This window comes from Caenimonas sedimenti (genome assembly GCF_007833165.1).
Taxonomy (GTDB): Bacteria; Pseudomonadota; Gammaproteobacteria; order Burkholderiales; family Burkholderiaceae_C; genus Ramlibacter; species Ramlibacter sedimenti.
In genome coordinates this window covers 79,263-99,011 of sequence record NZ_VOBQ01000005.1, presented here as the reverse complement: position 1 = coordinate 99,011, position 19,749 = coordinate 79,263, and the positions used below count along the sequence as shown (strand labels likewise).

Sequence of the window (19,749 nt, the reverse complement as noted above, 5' to 3'; positions counted from 1 at the left end):
GGAAGGCCCTTATGAATCCGAACTATTTTTTTATCCGGCGCTTATGCAGATAAGCTTATGCGCGAGTGCTGGTGCGGGTTTGCGGCCCGCCGGCGTGGGGACCCGGATAAGCCGGTCCTAGGCGCTTCCAGGGTGTCACCGCATAATGGCCGAGCAAAAATCGACGGGACAACAAAGCCAGCCGCATGCCACAGCGCATCTACGTCAAGGTCGTGGGATTCTCCGACGAGGAGCGCCACGCCCTGAAAACCATCTTCAAGCTGTCCGAGGAGCTGCCCACGGTCTACCAGCTGTGGACGCCTGAAGTGGGAGAGCCCGCGAAGCTGGCTTTCCTGGACGGCCAGAGCTGGGAAGCCCGCGTCGACGCGGAGTCGCCGCTGAACGACGACCTCAAGATCATGTGGGTGGGTGGCGACCCGCACGAACGGACCTGGCGCGCCTTCCAGCGCCCGCTGTCCTGGCCGGACATCGTGCAGTCCATGGAGCTCGTGTTCCGCCCCGCCACGGAAGTCGACCTCGACCTCGGGGCGGACGAAGACGACGCGCCTCCCACCGAGCAGATGCAGGACAAGCGGGCCCTGATCGTCGGCCCCATCCGGAGCGACCGGCTCTACCTGCGGGCCAGGCTTGCGCTCGCCAAGCTGACCCAGGCCGACGACGCTGAAAGCGGGCGCCATGCGATGGAGCTTGCGCGGGACAACCAGTACGACGTCGCCCTGGTCGACTTCGGCCTGCCGGACATGCAGGCCCTGGAACTCGTGCGCGAACTGCGCCAGGGCAAGCGTGCCATCCCGCACATCGCCGTCACCAAGGCGGGCCGTTCGCTGCCCGAGCACGTGCGGGCCTGGATGGCGGGCGCCGAGGCGCTGCTGGACAAGCCGCCGCACCCGAGGCGGCTCAACGAGCTCCTGAAGCGGGTCTAGGAGCCGGGCCCAGGCGGCCCACGTCCAGGGCCTGCGCCAGGCGCCGGGACAGGGGCCAGGGTTCCCCATGCAAACGCGCTGCCAGCAGCTCGCCGCACAAGGCGGCGAAGGTCAGGCCGCGGGACCCCATCGCCGTGCTCACCCACAGGCCGGACCGGACTTCCCCCAGCAGCGGACGGCGGTCCCTCGCGACACACCGCACACCGCTCCAGTCTCGGACTGCATCGGTGTCGAATCGCGGCGCCAACACTTCGGCCGCCCGCGGCGCCAGCTCGCTCAGCCGCCGCAGGTTGTCGAGGCGGTCCGCCATCCGCGGCGAAACGTCGGCATCGCCTCGCCCGTAGCTGGAGCCGGTCAGCCAGATGGGGCCCTCGGCTGTGGGGACGCGGGGCACGAAGTGGCCGTTGCCGTTGATGGGGAACGGTGCAAGGTCTGCCACCCCGGCAGGAACCGGTCCATAGCTGACCTGCCCGCGGACGGGCCGCAGGACGATCTCGCCGCGGAGCCATTGCGCACTGGCAAGCCCGGCGGCCAGGACGACCAGCGCCGCTTCTGCCAGGGGCCGACCCTGCGCGTCGGTGACGCGCCAGCCAGCCCCGGTTTGCTCGACGTGTTCGACCGTACGACCCCCATGAAAGGTCACGCCGGGCTGCGCCAGCCAGGCCCGCACCAAAGCGGCCGGGCGGATCCAGGCGGATCGCTCGTGCCACCACGCGCCAGCGTCGGCAGAGAGGCCGCCCGCGGCTTTCTGAGCGTCGGTGGCGGGCGTCGTCCATGCTCGCAGTCCGGGGTTGGCCAGTGGTTCAGTGGGGAGCGCCGTGTCTTCCTGCCGTTCGAGCACGCCGCAGGGGGCCCAGTCCCTGCCTTCCGCCAACAGCAGCGCCGCCTGTTGCAAGGTGATGCGGGCGCCGCAGCGTGTCAGGCGCGAAAGCAGGTTGTCGTCGATGGAGGTGTGCACCGCCATCAGTCCCACCGGGAGAGCGGAGGCACCCGCCGCGGGTTCGGCCGCGGCATCGAGCACGCGCACGTTCCAGCCGCGCCGCGCCAGGCTGGCGGCGGCGGCGGCCCCCGCCAGACCCGCGCCGATCACCACGCAATCGGCCGGTTCCTGGGCGGCTGCGCCGTCGTTGTCGCGGCGCGAGGGCCAGCGCGGCGAGAAGCGTCCATGGGGGCTTTCGCCTTCGAATTCGAACCCGAGCTGCACCAATTGCAGCCTGGTGTCGGCCGACAGGTTGTGGGCCTCGACGTGGGCGCCGCGCCGGCAGAGGCCGGCCGCGCCCGCGAGGAAGGGAACGTCCCAGGGGGCGGCCCCCAGCAGGAGCGCGTCGGCACGCAAGTTCAATGACTTGAGCGCGGCCAGCGGCTCTCCGATGGCCAGCGTCAGCAGGACCCGGTCCTCCGCGAACGCGAGCCGATGGATGCCTGGTGCCAGCCCGAACCATTGGCCTGCGAGATCACGCGCCAGCGGCTGCAGTTCGCTGAAAGCTTCGGCGGCCCGCAGGATGTCTTCGGCGCCGACCGGGTTCGGTTCCACCACCGCGAAATGCAGCAAGCCGGGCCGGCCCTCGTCCGTCAGCCAGGCACGCCACAGGGCCAGGAACTCCAGGCCCAGCCCGAAGCCGCCCTGGAGCACCGTCCACTGCCGATGACCGGCCCAGGGCTGGGGCAGGCCCGACTTCACGGCGCCGTCAGGACGCCGGAGGGACGTAGCCCGCGGCCGTTTCCGCCCCGCCACCGAAGAAGTGGGCTTCCATCTGGCGCTTCAGGTAGTCGCGGGCCCGCTGGTCGGCCAGGTTCAGGCGGTTTTCGTTCACCAGCATGGTCTGCTGCTTCAGCCACTGCTGCCAGGCTTCCTTGCTCACGCTCTCGTAGATGCGCTTGCCCAGTTCACCGGGATAGGGAGGGAAATCGAGGCCCTCGGCTTCGCGGCCGAGTTTGATGCATTGAACGGTGCGCGCCATGGGGGAGTCTTCTTCGAAAGAGTGTTGCTTCCACGCGACTGTAGCAAGTCTGGAGAAGCCCTGGTGCCGGCCGTTCCGGCGGACGAAAAAAAGGGCCGGCGAAAAGCCGGCCCAGAGTTCCTTGATGAGAGGAGCACCAGGGCGACGGATCGCCCTTGCTGCCCATGTCTGACTCGCTCGCCGGGTGTCAGTTCCCCGGCTTTGCGAAGCCCACGTCCGCCGCGTAAGCGGTCGAAACGCGGGGAACTTTCCCGGTCTCCCGGTTTACTTCTTGGATTCGGCGACCTTGTCGGCCGGGGTCACTTCGACCTTCGGCACCGTGATGGTTTCCTTCTTCGCGTTGATGTCCACGTCCGGCAGGGTCACTTGCTTCTCGGTCGTGGTCACGTCCACCTTGGGCGCGGTCACGTCGTACTTCGGCAGCGTCACGTCACCTTCCTTCGTCTTGGACACGTCGTACTTGGGAACGTCGACGTTGCCCGACTGGGTCTTCTGGACGTCGCACCCGGCGAGGCCGAGGGCGGCAGCGGAGAACAGGCCGGCGATCACGAAACTAGCTTTACGCATGGAGAGACTCCCTTGGTTTGTTGATGAAGTCATTCTGGACGGTGCCGCGAAGCCCGGCTGTCGGACCGGGACTGCAACCGCCGTCCGACAGCGCAACCCTGCTGTGCTTCAACGCCGACGCGCCTGCAGGGCGGCACCCCGCGTCAGCGCTTGAGATCCTTGGGAGCGGGACTGTCGATGGGATCCGGGACTCCCCGGCCGTCGTTGCGGTCGCGTTCCATCAGCTGCAGCGTGGCCAATGCACTCGCGGAGCCCTCGCCGGTGTGGCGTGCCCGCGCGACAGGGCCGCGCGCCTCGGGTGCGGTCCGGCGGGCCTTGCCAGCACCACTGTTCTGCGTGCGTTTCGCCACGGCTGCCTCTTGCGATTTTCAGGACTTCCAGTGTGGACGCAGGGCCGCCAGAACCTGTCATCGCAAAACCGGCAAGCCCGTAGGACAGGCCGCACGGTTCTGGTCAGGCGCTTGGCTGCGGCCGCTTGGCGTGCGGCGAAAGGTGAGCGCAGTATTCGGCGAATTCGGAGAGCTCGGAGTTCTTGTCGAACGCGGCGTCCGCGCCGAGCTTGAGGCAGTGCGCGCGGATCACGGGCGAGACGAAGTTGCTGAAGACGACCACCCTGGCATCCGGCGCCGTCTTGCGGCAACGCATGATCACGCTCATGCCGCTGCCTTGGTCCAGCACCAGGTCGATGACGGCCAGGCCCCAGGCTCCGGGGTGCTGGTCCAGCCAGGCAAGCGCCTCCGCTTCAGTGGAAATGGTCGCGACCACCCGGTAGTCGCCCAGGCCATGAAGCATGTCGACCATCGCGGCCTGCACGTTCCTCAGATCCTCGACCAGCAAGACATCGACCGCCAACAGCCCCTCCCGGGATGGGCGCATCGGTGTCGGCGAATACTGGACAGCCCGGCCGACCGACGCACATCGAATGTGAATCTAGCGGTGACCTTCGAAAGCAGACGTAGGACAACTGCCCGACCATGGCCGCTTCAGGCGTGCTGGGCCGTCCGCCAGAAAGCGGGTTGCGCCGCTTCGGCTCTCGCAACGCTTGCGCTGACCGAGAGCCGCGCATCCTTCAGCGCATAGACGATGGCGTGCCGGTGTTCGGTGCCGACGAAGCTCTCGCCGGCCTCCAGGATGACGTCTCGCGGGTCGTTGTCGAGTGTGAGCCAAAGGGTGCCTTCGCTGCAGCGCAGTTGCAGGCCGGCGACGTCCGCAATCCGGTGGATGGCCCGTGCGGGAAGGCGGAGGTCGTGGGGAAGTGCATTCATGGTGTGCGCCTTTGCATGCAACATGGGAATGAATATACTGAGCGTCTCCAAGCTGGACAAACGGTGAATTCGCATGATTGGCATGCACGCAGGGAATGCGAAAAACCCGCAGCGCACGCTTCGGCTGGATCTGCTGCATACGTTCGAGGCGGCCGCCCGGCGCCTGAGCTTCACCCTGGCCGGCGAGGAACTGTTCCTGTCACAGTCGGCCGTCAGCCGGCAGATCCAGCTCCTCGAGGAGAGCGTGGGCGTGCCGCTCTTCGAGCGCCGGCACCGTGCGCTGGCCCTCACCGAAGCGGGGCGCATCATGCAGCGCGCCGTGCAGGACAGCCTCGAGCGGCTGCGCGATGCCGCAGCTCGCGTGCGCGCGGCCACGGCGCCGCGGCAGGTCACCGTCACCTGCACGCCCGGCTTCGCATCGTTCTGGCTGATCCCCCGGTTGCCGCGCTTCACCGCCGGGCACCCGCAGGTCGATGTCCGCATTTCCGCCACGCTGGACATGGTCGACCTGGCTCGCGGGTCCGTCGACGTCGCCGTGCGTTTCGTGCCCTGCGCCTCCGGGGAGGGCAGCGCGCTGTTCGAGGAAGAGGTTCAGCCGATGTGCGCGCCGGGCCTGTTGCGCGACCGACGGCGGCCGCTGCGCGAACCGGCTGACCTGGAGCACCACACCCTGCTCACCATCGAGATGCGCGACGCCCCGTTGACGGTGGATTGGGAGCCCTGGCTGCAGCTGATGGGGTTGGAGGGCGTGCACATGGCGCACACGATGCGCTTCACGCAGTATTCAGAGGCCGTCGCCGCCGCCGTGGCGGGGCAGGGCGTGGTCATCGGCCGCCTGCCGCTGCTCGCCGACCTGCTGCGCCGCAAGGACCTCGTGACGCCGTTCAGGTCCGGTGCAGCCTCCCGGCGTGGCTACTTCGTGGCGCTCGCGGCGGAAGCTGCCCACAACCCGGACGCCCAGGATTTCGCGCGCTGGCTGCATGCCGAAGCGGAACTGGCGCGGGCGGCGCCGGCGCCGGCGCCGGCTAGCCGCCGTTCGGCGCGCTCCCGCGCACCGCTGCCGCCGTCGGCTCGCTGACCGCGCGGCTCCAGCCCTGCCCGGCGATGAAGCGCGACGACTGCACCTCGTTCTCGTCGAAGCCGCTCGGCCAGCTTGCGAACGCCTGGCCGGACGCATCCATCCGCAACTGGAGCGCGCCGGCCTGGCCGGCGGGGCGCGGTAGCGCACCGGGCATCACGTCAGGGACGCTCCAGCCGGTGCCGGCTTCGTAGCGGCTGAAGCGCAGGCTGTGGATCTTCCCGACGGTGTGGTGCCAGACCGCGATGGCGTATCCCTTGCCGTCGCTGGCCAGCTGGGGCTCGCTGGCATCGCCGTAGATCTGCTCCAGCGCCTGGGCGGGTGCCCAGCCGCGGTCGGACGCGTAGGTGGACGCCATGATCTCGCCACCCTGGACCCAGAGCGCCACGGCGGTCCCAGGGCCGGAAGGCACCAGCTGTGCGCGGACGTCCGCCGGCAGCGGTGGCGGCGGGATCGCCTGGGCGGCTGGCGAATGCTGCGCCGCGTTGCCGAGAACCGCCGTGTCGGAGCCCGACACGGTAGACGTCAGGGGTGCGGGGCTTTCCTTGCAAGCGGCGAGCAGGCCGCAGAGCAGGCAGGCCGCGCAGGCGAGGGACTGCGTCTTCATGCGCTCTTGCGTTTGGCCGGGGCCTTGACCGACGCGCGTGCCGCCGCTGCGGACTTGCGCGCCGCAGCCTTCTTCACGGGAGCCGGTTCATCGTTGGCGGCCGTGGTCGCCGGCGCCGATTTCCGCGGCGCCGCCGGAGATGCGCCGCCGCGCAGGCTGCGCCGCAGCAGTTCGGTGAGGTCGATCACCTCGGCGCCGGTCGCCACTTCCTCTCCAGGAACCGGCGTGACCGTCTGCAATGCGCCTTCACGCGATTTCTGCTCGACCAGGGCCATCAGCTTTTCGCGGAACTCATCGTGGAACAGGTCGGGCTGCCAGTCGCCAGCCATGGCAGCGACCAGCTGCTCGGCCATTTTCAGTTCGGCCGCGCTGACCTTGACGTCGTCACCCGGCCAGGCGAGGCCCGCGCCGTCGCGCACCTCGTCTTCCCAGCGCAGCAGATTCAGGACCAGGCCGTTGCCGCGCGGCAGCAGCGCGGCGAGATGCTGCTTGGTCGAGATGACGATCCGCGCGATGCCGGCCTTGCCCGTGCGCTCCAGCGTCTCGCGCAGCAGGGCGAAAGGCTTCTGCCCGCCCTTTCCGGCCGGGCTGACGTAGTAGGCCTTGTTGAAATAGACCGATGGGATCTGGTCAGCCTCGACGAAGGCCTCGATGTCGATCGTCTGGGTGGACTTGGGCAGCGCGGATTTGATCTCGTCGGGCGTGAGCACGACGTATTGGTCCTTCTCCACCTCGAAGCCCTTGACGATTTCTTCCCGCGCCATGGCTTCGCCGGTGACCTTGTTGACCTGGCGGTTGCCCACCGGGCTCATGCTCTGCTTGTCGAGCAGGTTGAATTTCATCCGGTTCTCGGCCGTTGCCGAGTGGAGGGTGACCGGGATGTGGACCAGGCCGAAACTGATCGCTCCCTTCCAGAGGGTGCGGGAACTCGTGGGTGCGGGCATGGTGATCCTCTACAGCCCATCCACCGTAGACAGATTGGGCGGCTCCCCGTGTAGGACGCCGCAGTCAGCCCATGCAGGGGGAGGCTAACGGCTGCGTGCCGGCCGGCGCACCGGCGTACGGAAGCTCAGGCTGGCCCAGTAGCTGTCCCAGTCCGCGATGGCAGCGTCCGCCGCGGGCACCATGTGGACCGCGTTCAGCAGCCATTCGCCCGCATGGGGCAACTCGAGAACGACGCGGCCGGCATCGTCCGTGATGGCGCGGACCAGCACGGTCTGCGTGTTGCGCCGATGCCAGGCCTTCACCAGGACACCGGGCAATCGCTGGCCGCCGAACCGGACTTCGAAGCGCAACGGCCGCGCCGGGGGGTGCCTCAGCGGATCGTCCAGCGGCACGATCTCGATGCGCTGGCCTGTGGTCATGGCGTGCACGGTGTCCGCAGCACCGCCCCCCAGCAAGAGCTTGGCGCTGCGCCGGAAGCGCTCGCGTCCCGGTTGCGCCGACTGGCCGGACGACGCGCGTTGCTCCAGCGCGCCGGTCAAGCCTTCCTCGCGCAGGTAGGCATTGAACTGGCCGGCTTCGAGCGTCACGAAGCTGGGCAGGCTTTCGTACGCCAGCAGGTGCGTGCCTGCCTTGCCTGGCGACCACAGGAATTCAGGCTGCAAACCCTCCGCGGGCACCTCGGCGGTCAGGTCCTGCACGCCGGCGGCGGTGTGGACGCGGAAGGACTCCGCGTGGGCGCGCGTCCAGGCGACGCGCTCGCCGACCAGCGCCTCGCCGACGTACAGCCTCAGGGCGACCTGGCCTTTGCCGGATCCGGCGGCCTCCAGCCAGAATTCGTGCGCGTGCAAGGCACGCCCATTCAGCAGGCAAAGGCCCGCAAGCAGCAACGCACGAATCAGTGGGGACACAGGCAGCCAGGACACTAGGGACAGTGGACCTGCGTTCCCAGCGTGCTGCACCTGCCCGCGCCGATGGATGGCGAGGGAATGAGCCGCAGGTGGGTGCCATCGTTGACCCAGCAGCCGGCCGCATCGCACTGCGCCGGCACTGAGGGACGGCCGACCGCCATTGGCGGCTGGGGCGGCGCTGGCGGAGGTGCCGCTCGCTGGTGGGCTGGCGGCTGGATCACCGGCGGCGAAACGGACAGCGGAGGCTGCGTGGCCCGCGCCGGGCGCGCGGGCGCTTCCGCGCTTCCCAGGCAGGCACGCGCCGCTTCCTGGCGCCGGATTTCCGTCGCGCCCCGGTCACCAGCGCCGCGCGCGGCCTCCAGGGCCTGCAGGGCCTCAGCGCAGGCCGAGGATTTCAATGGGTCCGGCGACGGCTGCGCCGGCGAGTCCGCCGCCCCCGCGGCCAGGGCACTCCATAGAACCAGGCAGATTGGTGTTCGCATTCCCTCTTTGGGTCCTTGTCCGACAGTCCGCGCGTCCGGCCCTGCTTAAGGTGCCATCATGCACCCACGTGAAAATACCAGCCCCACGCGTGCCAAGCAGGGCGACGCACCGACCAGTTCGGTTCCCGCCCAGCCGGACCACGGCGAGAACAGCGCGAGCACCATTGTGGAGGCACCGCTCCAACCGCGCCGCGGGCGGCTGGATGCCCATGACTTCCCGGACGGCGGCGGCAGCGGCGGCGCCGAGAAGTACAGCCGCCGCCGCAGCAAGCCTTAGGCTACGCTTGCGCTGCGCAGCCGGTCTGTAGGAGGCGGCCGCCAGGATGAAAATCGCCACCTTCAACGTCAACGGCATCAAGACGCGGCTGGACCACCTGCTGGCCTGGCTGGAGCGCGAGCAGCCCGACGTCGCCTGCCTCCAGGAACTGAAGGCGCTCGACGGCTCCTTTCCGGCGCGCGAGCTGCGCGAAGCCGGTTATCACGCTTTATGGAAGGGGCAGCGTTCCTGGAACGGCGTGGCGATCCTGTCGCGTGGCGTCGAGCCGGTGGAAATCCGCCGCGAACTGCCCGGGGACCCGGGCGATGAGCACAGCCGCTACCTGGAGGCGGCGATCGACGGCATCGTCGTCGCCTGCCTCTACCTGCCCAACGGGAACCCGCAGCCCGGCCCCAAGTTCGACTACAAGCTGGCCTGGTTCGAGCGGCTGATCGCCCATGCGAAGACGCTGCATGACAGCGGCCACCCGGTGGTGATGGCGGGGGACTACAACGTGGTGCCCACCGACGCGGACATCTACAACCCGCGTTCCTGGCGCAAGGACGCGCTGCTGCAGCCGGAAAGCCGCGAGGCCTACGCGCGCCTGCTCGCCCAGGGCTGGACCGACGCGCTCCGGCACCTCAATCCCGACGAGGCCGTGTTCACGTTCTGGGACTACTTCCGGCAGCATTGGCAGCGCAACGCCGGCCTGCGCATCGACCATCTGCTGCTGAACGTGACGCTGGCGCCCGCGCTGCGCGAAGCCGGGGTCGACACGTGGGTACGTGGCCTCGAGAAGGCGAGCGACCATGCGCCCACCTGGATCACGCTCGATCGCAAGAAGCTGCTGCCGGCCAAGAAGAAAAAGCGAGCGGCGGCATGACTTTCGAATTGCACTACTGGCCGACCATCCAGGGCCGCGGCGAATTCGTGCGGCTGGCGCTCGAAGCCGCCGGCGCGGACTATGTCGACGTCGCACGCGGCGCTGGCAAGGAGAGGCAAGGCCTGCCGGCCATGATGGAATTCCTCGAGGGGAATGCCTCCGCGAGGCCGCCGTTCGCCTGCCCCTTTCTGGTGGACGGCCGCCACGTGATCGGCCAGACCGCGGCCATCCTGCTCTATCTCGGGCCGCGCCTGGGGCTGGCGCCCAAGGGCGAAGCCGACGCGCTGTGGACGCACCAGATCCAGCTCACCATCGCCGACTTCGTGAGCGAGGTGCACGATCTGCATCACCCGATCGGCAGCAGCCTGTACTACGAAGAGCAGAAGGACGAGGCGGTTCGCCGGTCCACCGACTTCCGCGCCAACCGCTTGCCCAAGTTTTTCGGCTGGTTCGAAAAGGTGCTGGAACGCAACCCCGGCAACGCCGGACGCGAGCTCCCGCGCCTGGTCGGCCGGCGCCTCAGTTATCCGGACCTGTCCCTGTTCCAGGTGGTCGAAGGCCTGCAGTACGCCTTGCCGCGGGCGACGCGGCGCGTGTTGAAGAAGGCGCCCCGCGTCCGCGCTTTGCACGCCGGCGTCGCGCAGCATCGGCGGCTGGCCGCGTACCTGGCCAGCCAGCGGCGCATCCCGTTCAATGAAGAGGGGCTGTTCCGCGCCTATCCCGAGCTGGACGACTGAAACCGGCGTCCGCCGGCGCCACTGCCCACCGGTTCACCGTGGCGTCCCCTTGTCCCGCAGCAGCTGCGCCGCCGCGCAATGCCCCTGGGTGGCCACCACCTTGTCGAGCTCGGGTTCGCTGATGAAGCCGCCCGCGACCTTGTCACCGATCTGCGCGCCAGCCGTCTGGCGCACGAAGCGCAGGGTGTCGACGTAGTCCTTGACGTCCTTGCGGCAGCGGCTGTCGCCGGCCTGGGCCACCTTCACGTCCTCTTTCCGTGCCGCCTGGGGTTGCGGTTGCTGCTGGGCGAGGGCCTGCGCAGCGAGCAGGGCCAGCCCCCATCCGAAAGCGTGATTGCGTTTCATCCGGGTCCTCTCTGAACACCGCGTTTTGTGCGGTGCAGCATCAATGTTGCATCGCAACATTACACCAGGATGACAGAGAGAAACCGGCCGCCTCCGCCACGCTGGCGTGGAACCAGCGGGCGGGCGGGAGGGCCCCTGGCGGCTTCTGTCAACCGGCAAAGCCGCCGGACCGCAGGAACTCTTCTTCCTGCGGCGTGCTGCTTCGTCCGAGCAGCGCATTGCGATGGGGAAACCGGCCGAAGCGCTCGATGATGTCGCGGTGATGCCGCGCGTAGCGCAAGGCCTCGCCGCCGAGCGATTCGGCGATGGCGACGCTCTGTTCGTGGTCCGCCAGCTGCTCGGAATGCTGGAAGGGCAGGGCGAAGAACTGGCGCAACTCAGGCTCCACCTGGTTCGGCCACCCCCTGGACGCTGCCGCGCGCGCGATCTCGCGCGCCTTGGCGTCCGTTGCGTACATGCGCGGCGAGTCTCGAAATGCGTTGCGCGGGAACTGGTCGAGCAGGATCAACAAGGAGAGGCTGCCTTCAGGCGTCTGCGCCCATGCATCCAGCCCGCCGCCGGCGGCGGCTTCGTGGGACGCCATGAAGCGCTGGCGGAACCGCTCGTCGAACGCGGCGTCCTTGCGGAACCACTGGTCGGGACCTGCCTCACGCCAGAATTGCAGCACTTCAGACGGCTCGGCCCGGGCGCCCGGCGCGAGATGCCGCCTGGCTTCCAGCTCGCGAATGAGCGCGCGTGCCTCGTCGCCCTCCGGGATCGGCTTGCCGCTGTCCCGCCATTGCACGGCGGCCTTGAAGCCCTCGGCCTGCGCGTAGCGGCGGAACCAGAGCCCCTCCGGGTTGTGGCGGGTGATGCCGTCGAAGAGGGTGGCCAGGCTTTGCGTCTGCTCCAGGCCCATCGTCAGCAGCACCTGGTTGACAACCATCTTGTGCATCGCCAGGTGGCTGCGCGGCACGCCGGCGATGCGCGCGGCGAGCCGGAGCGTGGCGGCGTCGAGTTCGGCGGCCGGCACGACGGTGTTGGCCAGTCCCCATTCCCCGGCCGTGCGGCCGTCGATCGTGTCCCCGGTGAACATCAGTTGCTTGGCGCGCGTGGGGCCCAGGCGAAACGTCCACATGGCCGTCGTCGGGCAACCCCAGACGCGCGTCGGCATGTAGCCGATGCGGGCGTCTTCGGCCATCACGAGCAGGTCGCAGGACAGGGCGATGTCGCTGCCGCCCGCCGCGGCGTAGCCATGCACCTTGGCGATGGTGGGCTTGGGGCTGCGCCAGAGGCTCATGAAGTCCTCGGTATTGCGCTTCATGTACGCGTAGTCGACCAGCGGATCCCAGGGATGGCGCTCCTGCTGGCAGGGGTGGTCGATCTGGCCTTCGCCGAACTGGCTCAGGTCGTAGCCGCCGCTGAAGCCCTTGCCGGCGCCTTCCACCACGATCACATGGATCGCATCCTCGGCATTGGCCCAGTCGACGGCGGCGCGGATTTCGCGCGGCGTTTCCTCGTTGATCGCGTTCAGCCGCTCCGGGCGGTTGAGCAGCAGCCGCGCGACGCGTGGATTCCCCGGGTCGGCGGCGATCTCCAGCGTACTGAAGCTTGGCATGGCGTGTCTCCTCTGGTCCGGGGCAGTTTAGCCAGCGTTGCGTCGGCGTGCTGTCGCGTCCTACATGACACGGCCGTGCCAGGGACTAGAGTGGGTGCATGAGCAACACGGCGACAAGCATCGGCCCCGACGCGGAACGCGGCGGCAACGACAGCCCGGGCAATGCCGACGGCTGCGGCAACAAGACGCTGGGGGAAAAGGCACCGCAGCAGCCGCCGGCCGGCCGCGAGCCGGCGCCGTCCGCCGCCGAGCCCGGCACCGCGGCACGCGACGAGGAGCGCCAATGATCTGGCGTGCGGCGGCCCTGGCCGGCGTGTTGGCGCTCGCGGGTTGCGCCGCATCGAAGTCCTCCGACCGCATCGAAGGCTTCGTTGCGCAGTTGTCGGGGGCACAGGAGGTACCGGCGGTCGCCGGCACGGGCAGCGGTTCGGCTGACGTGGTGTACGACCACCGGACGCAGAGCATCCGCTGGAGCGTGACGTTCCAGGGGCTGAGTGGCTCCGTGACCGCGGCGCACCTGCACGGCCCCGCCGGGCCGGGTCAGAACGCCGCTGTCGTCTTGCCTTTCGACGGCAACCTGAACGCGCAGCCGCTGAAGGGCGAATCGCGCATCACGCCGGAACAATTCGGCCAATTGGCGTCCGGCCAGTGGTACGTGAACCTGCACACCGCGCGCCACCCGCAGGGCGAGCTGCGCGGTCAGTTGCGGCCGCTGGCCAGCCGCTGACACCGCCCATGTGACGTTGGTTGCGCACGCAACCAGTTGCTGCTATAGTTGCGCCCGCAACAATTGACGGGACGAACGCGTGGCGCACCACCAGGACTTGCCGGACGAAGTGCCGGTGCTCATCGCCGGCGGCGGCCCTGTGGGGCTCACCCTGGCCGCGCTGCTGGCGCGCCACGGCATCCGCTCGCTGGTGGCCGAGGCCGACGGCGGCGTCTGCACGGGGAGCCGGGCCATCTGCGTGTCGCGCCGCTCGCAGGAGATCCTGGCCTGGGCGGGCGCCGGCGCCGCGATGGCCGCCAAGGCCCTGCCCTGGACGGGTGGCCGAAGCTACTGGCGCGACGCCGAGGTGCTGCGTTTCCAGATGCCCAGCGAACCCACGCAGCGCTTCGCGCCCATGGTGAACATCCAGCAGTACCACGTCGAGCAGTTCCTGCTGGACGCGCTGGCTGGCGCACCCGAAGTGGCGCAGGTGGCGATGAACATGCGCTTGACCGCGCTGACCCAGGACGCGCAAGGGGTGACGGCCGAACTCGAAACCCCCGAAGGGATGCGACAGGTCCGTGCGCGCTACCTCGCTGCCTGCGACGGTGGCCGCAGCACCGTGCGCGAGCAGCTGGGCCTGCAGCTCGAGGGGACGCAATACGATGGCCGCTACGTCATCGTCGATGTCGTGCAGGAAACCCAGCGCCCCGTGGAGCGCCTGGCCTGGTTCGATCCGCCTTCGAACCCGGGCTCCACCATCCTGATGCACCGGCAGCCCGAGGATGTCTGGCGCATCGACTACCAGTTGCGCGACGACGAGGATGGTGCGGAGGCCCTGAAGCCGGAAAACATCCTCCCCCGTGTCCAGAGCCACCTGGCGATGATCGGCGAGACCGCACCCTGGCGGATGCTGTGGGCTTCCATGTACAACGCGAAGTGCCTGACCTTGCCGGACTACCGGCACGGCCACGTGTTCTTCGCCGGCGATGCGGCACACCTGGTGCCGATCTTCGGGGTGCGTGGCCTCAACTCGGGACTGGACGACGCGGGCAACCTGGCGTGGAAGCTGGCGCGCGTGCTGGACGGCGATGGGGACGACGCGCTGCTGGCCACCTACTCCGCCGAGCGGGTGCCCGCTGCCCGCGAGAACATCGCCTATGGCGCCAAGAGCACGGAGTTCATGGCGCCGCCAAACTTCGCCTTCAGCCTGATGCGCGAGGCGACCCTGCGGCTGGCGCTGGAGGATCCGCTGGTCCGCCCGCTGATCAACCCGCGGCAGTCCGCGCCGGTGGCTTATGCCGGTTCGGCCCTGAATGGCGAGAGCACCGGTGAATGGATGCACGGCGACGCGGCTCCCGGCTTGCCGGCGCCGGAAGCGCTCCTGGCCGGGTCTCAGGGCGAATTCCATCTGAGCCAGGCGTTCGGCAAGGACTTCGTGGCGCTCGTGTTTTCCGACGGCGTCTTGCCGCTGGCGGCAGCCGGCCTGCCGGAAGAGGGCGTCGCGGTACTGCACATCCCGCCCGAAGCCGACCCGCTGCGCCAGGCCGGCGACCGCTACGGGTTGCCACGGGGCGGCGAGGGCCTGGTGCTGGTGCGGCCAGATGGCTACGTGGCGGGCCGCTGGCGCGGCACTGATCCAGCGCCGTTGGTGGCCTGGTTCAAACGCAAGGAGTTCCAGGGATGACGGACGCCGACCTCGATCGCAGCTACACAGCCCTGTGCCAGGCACTGGCTCAGGCAGGGCCCGAGCGCTCGCAGCTGCTGCTGGCGATGCTGAGCCTGCAGCTGATGGCCCGTGCCGAATCGGCGGATACGGTCCTGCCGCTGATCGCCCAGGCGGCGGCGCGCTGCGGCGAGGGGGGCGTGTGAGGCCGCCGCCGGCTTCCGAGTCGCTGGAACATTTCCTCAGCTGGCGGCTGCACCGGGTCAGCAAGCTCAGCGACAAGGTCACGGCCGAGGCCTATGCGGTCGCCTTCGCGCTCCCGTTGGGCGAGGCCCGGTGCCTGGCCGCCATCGGGAACGCGGCGCCCATGTCGGTGAATGACCTGGCCGGCGCGGCCAACCTCGACAAGGGCCAGGCGAGCCGAGCCGCCCAGGCGTTGGTGGCGCGCGGCCTGGTCGCCAAGCACGGTAGTGCGAGCGACCGCCGGGCGGTCGTGCTGGAACCGACCGAGGAGGGGGAAGCGCTCTGGCTGCAGGTGATGGAGCTGATCGCTCATCGGAACGAGGCCATCTTCGGCTGCCTCAGCCATGCGGAGCGGGCGGGCCTGGCGCGGATGCTGGACCGCGTCATCGAAGCGGCCGAGGAGCCCGGGCCAATCCCCGCGGAGCAAGCGAGAAAGCGCCGCTCCGCCTAGAATACGAGGTTGCCCGCGGCAGGCTTCGCCGCTCCACCCCGCCGTTTCCCGGCCCCTCGTCTTTCCGCAATGAACGCCCCCGTCGACGTTTCCTTTTTCGCGCGCGCCGCGAAGCCGATCACCAGCTACCGCAAGTACTGGGCGCATCGCTTCGGCCCCGCGCCCTTCCTGCCCATGAGCCGGAAGGAGATGGAAGCGCTCGGCTGGGACAGCTGCGACATCGTCCTGGTCACGGGCGACGCCTATGTCGATCACCCGAGCTTCGGCATGGCCGTGATCGGGCGCACGCTGGAAGCGCAGGGTTTCCGCGTCGGGATCATTGCGCAGCCGGACTGGCAAAGCGCCGAGCCCTTCAAGGCGCTCGGCAAGCCGAACCTGTTCTGGGGCGTGACCGCCGGCAACATGGATTCGATGATCAACCGCTACACGGCGGACCGCAAACTGCGCAGCGACGATGCCTATACGCCGGGCGACGTCGGCGGCAAGCGGCCGGACCGTGCGGCCATTGTCTACAGCCAGCGCTGCCGCGAAGCGTTCAAGGACGTGCCCATCGTCCTGGGCGGCATCGAAGGCAGCCTGCGGCGCATCGCGCACTACGACTACTGGTCCGACAAGGTCCGCCACAGCGTCGTGCTGGACAGCAAGTGCGACCTGCTGCTCTATGGCAATGCCGAACGCGCGATCGTCGAGATCGCGCACCGGCTGGCGGCACGCGAACCGGTGGCCGAGATCACCGACGTGCGTGGCACCGCGTTCATGCGGCGTGCGGCGCCGGAAGACTGGTTCGAGATCGACTCGACCACCGTGGACGCGCCAGGCCGCGTCGAAGCCCACGTCAGCCCCTACATGACCATCTCCGAGCAGGCCAAGGCCCAGGGCCAGACCTGCATGAAGGAGGAGGGCGTGCAGCCGGTCAACTTCGTCATGCCCAAGGCGAAGCTGAAGGTGCCGCCGCGGGACCGCAGCGTGATCCGCCTGCCGTCCTTCGAGAAGGTCAAGTCGGACCCGGTGCTCTACGCCCACGCCAACCGCGTGCTGCACCTGGAGACCAACCCCGGCAACGCGCGTTCGCTGGTGCAGGCGCATGGCGAGCGCGACGTCTGGCTGAATCCGCCGCCGATCCCGCTGACCACCGCGGAGATGGACCACGTGTTCGGCCTGCCGTACGCGCGGGCGCCGCACCCGGCCTACGGCGACGCCAAGATCCCCGCCTGGGAGATGATCCGCTTCTCGGTCAACATCATGCGCGGCTGCTTCGGCGGCTGCACCTTCTGCTCGATCACCGAGCACGAGGGCCGCATCATCCAGAGCCGCAGCGAGGACTCCATCATCCAGGAGGTGGAGGACATCCGCGACAAGGTCGCGGGCTTCACCGGCGTCATCTCCGACCTCGGCGGCCCCACGGCCAACATGTACCGCATCGGCTGCAAGTCGCCCGAGATCGAGGCCGCCTGCCGCAAGCCGAGCTGCGTCTATCCCGGCATCTGCAGCAACCTGAACACCGACCACGGCCCGCTGGTCAAGCTGTACCGGCGCGCGCGCGCGCTGAAGGGCGTGAAGAAGATCCTCATCGGCTCCGGCATGCGCTACGACCTGGCCGTCCAGTCGCCGGAATACGTGAAGGAACTGGTGCAGCACCACGTGGGCGGCTACCTGAAGATCGCGCCCGAGCACACCGAGAACGGCCCGCTGTCGAAGATGATGAAGCCGGGGATCGGCAGCTACGACAAGTTCAAGCAGATGTTCGAGAAGTTCTCGAAGGAAGCGGGCAAGGAGCAGTACCTCATCCCCTACTTCATCGCGGCCCACCCGGGCACGAGCGACGAGGACATGATGAACCTGGCGCTGTGGCTGAAGCGCAATGGCTTCCGTGCCGACCAGGTGCAGACCTTCTACCCGAGCCCCATGGCCACGGCCACGGCCATGTACCACTCGGGCAAGAACCCGCTGCGCAAGATCGGGCGCGACAGCGAGAGCGTTGACATCGTCAAGGGCGACCGCCGGCGCCGCCTGCACAAGGCGTTCCTGCGCTACCACGATGCCAACAACTGGCCGATGCTGCGCGAGGCGCTGAAGGCGATGGGCCGGGCCGACCTGATCGGCAACGGCAAGCATCACCTCATCCCTACGTTCCAGCCGGCCACCGACGGCAGCTACGCGAGCCCGCGGCGCAAGAACTCGACGGCGGGCCAGCCGAAGAAGGGCCGCATGCTGACGCAACACACCGGCCTGCCGCCGCGCAAGACGAGCTGACCCACGCGCCGCCCGTCTGGCTCAGCCGCCAGACGACACTGGTCGTAGGCTGGTGCCTACACAATTGCACACCACTCTTTACGATGCTCATGTACTCGGCGCCGGACCTCCCGGCGTTGGAGGTTGATCCAATGGAAGGAGCTCACAACATGCAAATCGCGCTCAAGGCCGCCGTCGCGGCCGCCACACTCGTCCTGGCCGGTCAGTCCATGGCCCAGATCGTCCTCTACGAGGAACGTGAGTTCCGCGGCCGTGCCGTCACGGTCGACCGGCCGGTGCGGAACCTGGATCGCATGAACTTCGACGACAGGACCCGCTCCGTCGTCGTCGAGCGCGGCCGCTGGGAAGTGTGCGAGGAGCCGCGCTTCGAGGGCCGCTGCGCCGTGCTGCGCCGCGGGCACTATGACTCCCTGCGTGATGCCGGCGTCAACTGGCGCATTTCGTCGGTGCGCCCCGCCGAAGGGCAGCGCCGCTATGACGCGGAGCCGGCCGTCTCCACGGCCCCTGCCTATGAATACCGCCGCCGGGCCAACGAGCAGCTGACCGAAGTGCCGGTGAACTGGTCGCGTGCCGTGATGGGCCCCCCGAACCAGCGCTGCTGGGTCGAGCGCCAGGCCGTGCCCGCCCCATCGAGCCCCAACGTGGGCGGCGCCCTGGCTGGTGCCGTCATCGGCGGCATCCTGGGCCACCAGGTCGGCGGCGGCAGCGGCAAGGATGCCGCCACGGCCGTCGGCGTGATCTCGGGAGCGGCCATCGGCAGCAACATGGGCGGCGGTTCTTCCGGCGTCGCGACCCAGGATGTCCAGCGCTGCACCACCGTCTCCGGTGGTGCGCCGGCCTACTACGAGGTCAGCTACAACTACCGCGGCACCGAACACCGGGTGCAGATGGCGACGCCACCCGGCAACAAGATCCTGGTGAACGCGCGCGGCGAGCCGCGCGGCTGACCCTGGCTCCTCACCCCTGCATGGTGTGCAGGGGCAGGTCCTCCCGCGCGGCGAGCTGATCCAGCTCGCCGCGTGTGCGTGAGGCGAAGAAAGCCGCGATCGCTTCGCGGGTCTGCGGTGACAGCATCGCCCGGATATCGCTGGCGGCGACGCCAGCGGCCGCGCAAAGCCGGGCGGCGAAATGCGGCTCCAGCGCGGCGACCGCCACCCGTCCATCCTTGCATGGGTAGACCCGATAGCCCGCATGCGCGCCGCCCACGGCCCCGCTGGGCTGCGTGAGGCCCCAGTGCCGGGGGAGGGCCATGTAGCGCGCGGCGTCGGCCAGGGCCACTTCCAGGTAGACGCCTTCCGGGTGTGGATCGCCGGTTCCCGCATAGCGCTCCTGCTTCCGCAGTGCGGCCTGCAGCACCGCCTCGCTCGCCATCAGCGAGCCGCTCATGTCCGCATAGAGGGTCGCCGGCAGCTCCAGTCCAGGGACGAGGCCGTTGTCCGCGAGATAGGTCAGGTCGTGGCCCGGCTCCTCGGCCCGCGCACCCGGCGCACCCACGATCGCCACCTGGCTGAGCGCCGGATGCCGGCTGTGCAGCTCCTTCCAGCCCAGCCCCAGCTTCTGCAGCGCGGACGGGCGAAAGGAAGTGAGCAGCACGTCGGTCTTCGCCAGCTGGCGATGGAGGACTTGCTGGCCGTCCTGCGATTTCAGGTCGGCGGTGAGGACCTTCACGCCCTCATGCAACTCCGTGTACGCGCCTTTCTGGTAGTGCGCCATCGGGTCGCCGGCCGGCGGCTCGATCTTGCTGCAGTCGGCGCCCATGCGCCGGCAGCGCATGAGCGCCGCGGGACCGGGCAGGTTGAGGGCGAGGCTGAGGATGCGGATGCCATGAAGCGGGGCGAACGGCTGCGTCATGGCCAGGGAGCCTAGCAGACGCGGG

General features: G+C 69.0%; 24 protein-coding genes. 12 read left to right on the top strand and 12 right to left on the bottom strand.

Annotated elements, in window-relative coordinates:
* Nucleotides 1-185 precede the first annotated feature (185 nt).
* Nucleotides 186-923 carry a response regulator gene (locus FN976_RS07840; protein WP_145892453.1) on the top strand — a complete coding sequence of 246 codons (738 nt, stop codon included), beginning with the start codon at nt 186-188 and terminating at the stop codon, nt 921-923.
* On the opposite strand, the gene mnmC1 is transcribed toward FN976_RS07840, so the two are convergent.
* The 6 genes from mnmC1 to FN976_RS07810 all read right to left on the bottom strand — a co-directional run bounded on the left by mnmC1 (nt 898) and on the right by FN976_RS07810 (nt 4,716).
* The gene (gene mnmC1, locus FN976_RS07835) at nt 898-2,604 is read right to left on the bottom strand and encodes an FAD-dependent 5-carboxymethylaminomethyl-2-thiouridine(34) oxidoreductase MnmC1 (protein WP_186510788.1); all 1,707 of its coding nucleotides are present in this window, start codon (nt 2,602-2,604) and stop codon (nt 898-900) included. The two genes, FN976_RS07840 and mnmC1, sit on opposite strands and share 26 nt — an antisense overlap.
* A 7-nt stretch (nt 2,605-2,611) precedes the next feature.
* On the bottom strand, nt 2,612-2,884 hold the full coding sequence (locus tag FN976_RS07830) for an oxidative damage protection protein (RefSeq protein WP_145892451.1): 273 nt from the start codon (nt 2,882-2,884) through the stop codon (nt 2,612-2,614).
* Nucleotides 2,885-3,148: 264 nt separating this feature from the next.
* Nucleotides 3,149-3,451 carry a hypothetical protein gene (locus FN976_RS07825; RefSeq protein WP_145892450.1) on the bottom strand — a complete coding sequence of 101 codons (303 nt, stop codon included), beginning with the start codon at nt 3,449-3,451 and terminating at the stop codon, nt 3,149-3,151.
* A 143-nt stretch (nt 3,452-3,594) separates the two neighbouring features.
* The gene (locus FN976_RS07820) at nt 3,595-3,801 is read right to left on the bottom strand and encodes a hypothetical protein (RefSeq protein ID WP_145892449.1); all 207 of its coding nucleotides are present in this window, start codon (nt 3,799-3,801) and stop codon (nt 3,595-3,597) included.
* Between the two features lie 103 nt (nt 3,802-3,904).
* A complete protein-coding gene (locus FN976_RS07815; RefSeq protein ID WP_186510787.1) occupies nt 3,905-4,303 on the bottom strand; it encodes a response regulator in 399 nt (132 codons plus the stop codon).
* Nucleotides 4,304-4,434: 131 nt separating this feature from the next.
* A complete protein-coding gene (locus FN976_RS07810) occupies nt 4,435-4,716 on the bottom strand; it encodes a DUF2917 domain-containing protein (RefSeq protein WP_186510786.1) in 282 nt (93 codons plus the stop codon).
* An 82-nt stretch (nt 4,717-4,798) separates the two neighbouring features.
* Between FN976_RS07810 and FN976_RS07805 the strand changes: the two genes are divergently transcribed.
* Nucleotides 4,799-5,794, top strand: coding sequence for a LysR substrate-binding domain-containing protein (locus FN976_RS07805; RefSeq protein ID WP_255440225.1), 996 nt, complete (start codon nt 4,799-4,801; stop codon nt 5,792-5,794).
* Here FN976_RS07805 and FN976_RS07800 read toward each other — a convergent pair.
* The 3 genes from FN976_RS07800 to FN976_RS07790 form a co-directional block, all read right to left on the bottom strand.
* Nucleotides 5,742-6,401, bottom strand: a complete 660-nt coding sequence (locus tag FN976_RS07800) for a hypothetical protein (RefSeq protein ID WP_145892445.1) — start codon at nt 6,399-6,401, stop codon at nt 5,742-5,744. The two genes, FN976_RS07805 and FN976_RS07800, sit on opposite strands and share 53 nt — an antisense overlap.
* Nucleotides 6,398-7,345, bottom strand: coding sequence for a non-homologous end joining protein Ku (gene ku, locus FN976_RS07795; RefSeq protein WP_145892444.1), 948 nt, complete (start codon nt 7,343-7,345; stop codon nt 6,398-6,400). The genes FN976_RS07800 and ku overlap by 4 nt, the downstream gene beginning before the upstream one ends.
* Before the next feature lie 84 nt (nt 7,346-7,429).
* A complete protein-coding gene (locus FN976_RS07790; RefSeq protein WP_186510785.1) occupies nt 7,430-8,194 on the bottom strand; it encodes a DUF4198 domain-containing protein in 765 nt (254 codons plus the stop codon).
* Nucleotides 8,195-8,794: 600 nt separating this feature from the next.
* Between FN976_RS07790 and FN976_RS07780 the strand changes: the two genes are divergently transcribed.
* From FN976_RS07780 to FN976_RS07770, 3 genes are read left to right on the top strand one after another with little or no spacing between them, the layout of a single operon-like run.
* Entirely contained in the window at nt 8,795-9,013 is a 219-nt protein-coding gene (locus tag FN976_RS07780) for a hypothetical protein (protein ID WP_145892441.1), read from the top strand.
* Between the two features lie 46 nt (nt 9,014-9,059).
* Nucleotides 9,060-9,875, top strand: coding sequence for an exodeoxyribonuclease III (gene xth / locus FN976_RS07775; protein WP_145892440.1), 816 nt, complete (start codon nt 9,060-9,062; stop codon nt 9,873-9,875).
* Entirely contained in the window at nt 9,872-10,612 is a 741-nt protein-coding gene (locus tag FN976_RS07770) for a glutathione S-transferase (RefSeq protein ID WP_145892439.1), read from the top strand. Before xth ends, FN976_RS07770 begins: the two co-directional genes overlap by 4 nt.
* A 33-nt stretch (nt 10,613-10,645) precedes the next feature.
* Here FN976_RS07770 and FN976_RS07765 read toward each other — a convergent pair whose 3' ends face one another.
* Together FN976_RS07765 and FN976_RS29690 are read right to left on the bottom strand one after the other, a co-directional pair.
* Complete coding sequence (locus tag FN976_RS07765; RefSeq protein WP_145892438.1) at nt 10,646-10,957, bottom strand: hypothetical protein; 312 nt, start codon at nt 10,955-10,957, stop codon at nt 10,646-10,648.
* Between the two features lie 148 nt (nt 10,958-11,105).
* The gene (locus FN976_RS29690; protein ID WP_186510784.1) at nt 11,106-12,554 is read right to left on the bottom strand and encodes a crotonase/enoyl-CoA hydratase family protein; all 1,449 of its coding nucleotides are present in this window, start codon (nt 12,552-12,554) and stop codon (nt 11,106-11,108) included.
* A gap of 98 nt (nt 12,555-12,652) precedes the next feature.
* Here FN976_RS29690 and FN976_RS28800 point away from each other — a divergent pair, with 98 nt between their 5' ends.
* The 7 genes from FN976_RS28800 to FN976_RS07730 all read left to right on the top strand — a co-directional run bounded on the left by FN976_RS28800 (nt 12,653) and on the right by FN976_RS07730 (nt 18,820).
* Entirely contained in the window at nt 12,653-12,841 is a 189-nt protein-coding gene (locus FN976_RS28800; RefSeq protein ID WP_186510783.1) for a hypothetical protein, read from the top strand.
* Nucleotides 12,838-13,281 carry a CHRD domain-containing protein gene (locus tag FN976_RS07755; RefSeq protein ID WP_186510782.1) on the top strand — a complete coding sequence of 148 codons (444 nt, stop codon included), beginning with the start codon at nt 12,838-12,840 and terminating at the stop codon, nt 13,279-13,281. Before FN976_RS28800 ends, FN976_RS07755 begins: the two co-directional genes overlap by 4 nt.
* A 79-nt stretch (nt 13,282-13,360) precedes the next feature.
* Nucleotides 13,361-14,947, top strand: a complete 1,587-nt coding sequence (locus tag FN976_RS07750) for an FAD-dependent monooxygenase (RefSeq protein ID WP_145892436.1) — start codon at nt 13,361-13,363, stop codon at nt 14,945-14,947.
* Nucleotides 14,944-15,132 carry a hypothetical protein gene (locus tag FN976_RS07745; RefSeq protein WP_145892435.1) on the top strand — a complete coding sequence of 63 codons (189 nt, stop codon included), beginning with the start codon at nt 14,944-14,946 and terminating at the stop codon, nt 15,130-15,132. The genes FN976_RS07750 and FN976_RS07745 overlap by 4 nt, the downstream gene beginning before the upstream one ends.
* Nucleotides 15,129-15,620, top strand: coding sequence for a MarR family winged helix-turn-helix transcriptional regulator (locus tag FN976_RS07740; protein WP_145892434.1), 492 nt, complete (start codon nt 15,129-15,131; stop codon nt 15,618-15,620). Before FN976_RS07745 ends, FN976_RS07740 begins: the two co-directional genes overlap by 4 nt.
* A gap of 69 nt (nt 15,621-15,689) precedes the next feature.
* Entirely contained in the window at nt 15,690-17,873 is a 2,184-nt protein-coding gene (locus FN976_RS07735; RefSeq protein WP_145892433.1) for a YgiQ family radical SAM protein, read from the top strand.
* Between the two features lie 149 nt (nt 17,874-18,022).
* The gene (locus FN976_RS07730) at nt 18,023-18,820 is read left to right on the top strand and encodes a beta/gamma crystallin-related protein (protein WP_145892432.1); all 798 of its coding nucleotides are present in this window, start codon (nt 18,023-18,025) and stop codon (nt 18,818-18,820) included.
* Between the two features lie 10 nt (nt 18,821-18,830).
* Here the strand turns inward: FN976_RS07730 and FN976_RS07725 are convergent, their stop codons facing one another.
* Nucleotides 18,831-19,724 (bottom strand): CoA transferase, encoded by an 894-nt coding sequence (locus FN976_RS07725; protein WP_145892431.1) that lies wholly within the window; start codon nt 19,722-19,724, stop codon nt 18,831-18,833.
* Between the last annotated feature and the right edge of the window lie 25 nt (nt 19,725-19,749).

What these genes read in the sequence shown, in the direction of transcription:
- FN976_RS07780 (WP_145892441.1), top strand. Translation starts at nt 8,795, where the DNA reads ATGCACCCACGTGAAAATACCAGCCCCACGCGTGCCAAGCAGGGCGAC.
- FN976_RS28800 (WP_186510783.1), top strand. Translation starts at nt 12,653, where the DNA reads ATGAGCAACACGGCGACAAGCATCGGCCCCGACGCGGAACGCGGCGGC.
- FN976_RS29690 (WP_186510784.1), bottom strand. Translation starts at nt 12,554, where the DNA reads ATGCCAAGCTTCAGTACGCTGGAGATCGCCGCCGACCCGGGGAATCCA.
- FN976_RS07745 (WP_145892435.1), top strand. Translation starts at nt 14,944, where the DNA reads ATGACGGACGCCGACCTCGATCGCAGCTACACAGCCCTGTGCCAGGCA.
- xth (WP_145892440.1), top strand. Translation starts at nt 9,060, where the DNA reads ATGAAAATCGCCACCTTCAACGTCAACGGCATCAAGACGCGGCTGGAC.
- FN976_RS07840 (WP_145892453.1), top strand. Translation starts at nt 186, where the DNA reads ATGCCACAGCGCATCTACGTCAAGGTCGTGGGATTCTCCGACGAGGAG.
- FN976_RS07805 (WP_255440225.1), top strand. Translation starts at nt 4,799, where the DNA reads ATGCACGCAGGGAATGCGAAAAACCCGCAGCGCACGCTTCGGCTGGAT.
- FN976_RS07735 (WP_145892433.1), top strand. Translation starts at nt 15,690, where the DNA reads ATGAACGCCCCCGTCGACGTTTCCTTTTTCGCGCGCGCCGCGAAGCCG.
- FN976_RS07800 (WP_145892445.1), bottom strand. Translation starts at nt 6,401, where the DNA reads ATGAAGACGCAGTCCCTCGCCTGCGCGGCCTGCCTGCTCTGCGGCCTG.
- FN976_RS07810 (WP_186510786.1), bottom strand. Translation starts at nt 4,716, where the DNA reads ATGAATGCACTTCCCCACGACCTCCGCCTTCCCGCACGGGCCATCCAC.
- ku (WP_145892444.1), bottom strand. Translation starts at nt 7,345, where the DNA reads ATGCCCGCACCCACGAGTTCCCGCACCCTCTGGAAGGGAGCGATCAGT.
- FN976_RS07725 (WP_145892431.1), bottom strand. Translation starts at nt 19,724, where the DNA reads ATGACGCAGCCGTTCGCCCCGCTTCATGGCATCCGCATCCTCAGCCTC.
- FN976_RS07765 (WP_145892438.1), bottom strand. Translation starts at nt 10,957, where the DNA reads ATGAAACGCAATCACGCTTTCGGATGGGGGCTGGCCCTGCTCGCTGCG.
- FN976_RS07825 (WP_145892450.1), bottom strand. Translation starts at nt 3,451, where the DNA reads ATGCGTAAAGCTAGTTTCGTGATCGCCGGCCTGTTCTCCGCTGCCGCC.
- FN976_RS07730 (WP_145892432.1), top strand. Translation starts at nt 18,023, where the DNA reads ATGCAAATCGCGCTCAAGGCCGCCGTCGCGGCCGCCACACTCGTCCTG.
- FN976_RS07770 (WP_145892439.1), top strand. Translation starts at nt 9,872, where the DNA reads ATGACTTTCGAATTGCACTACTGGCCGACCATCCAGGGCCGCGGCGAA.
- FN976_RS07830 (WP_145892451.1), bottom strand. Translation starts at nt 2,884, where the DNA reads ATGGCGCGCACCGTTCAATGCATCAAACTCGGCCGCGAAGCCGAGGGC.
- FN976_RS07755 (WP_186510782.1), top strand. Translation starts at nt 12,838, where the DNA reads ATGATCTGGCGTGCGGCGGCCCTGGCCGGCGTGTTGGCGCTCGCGGGT.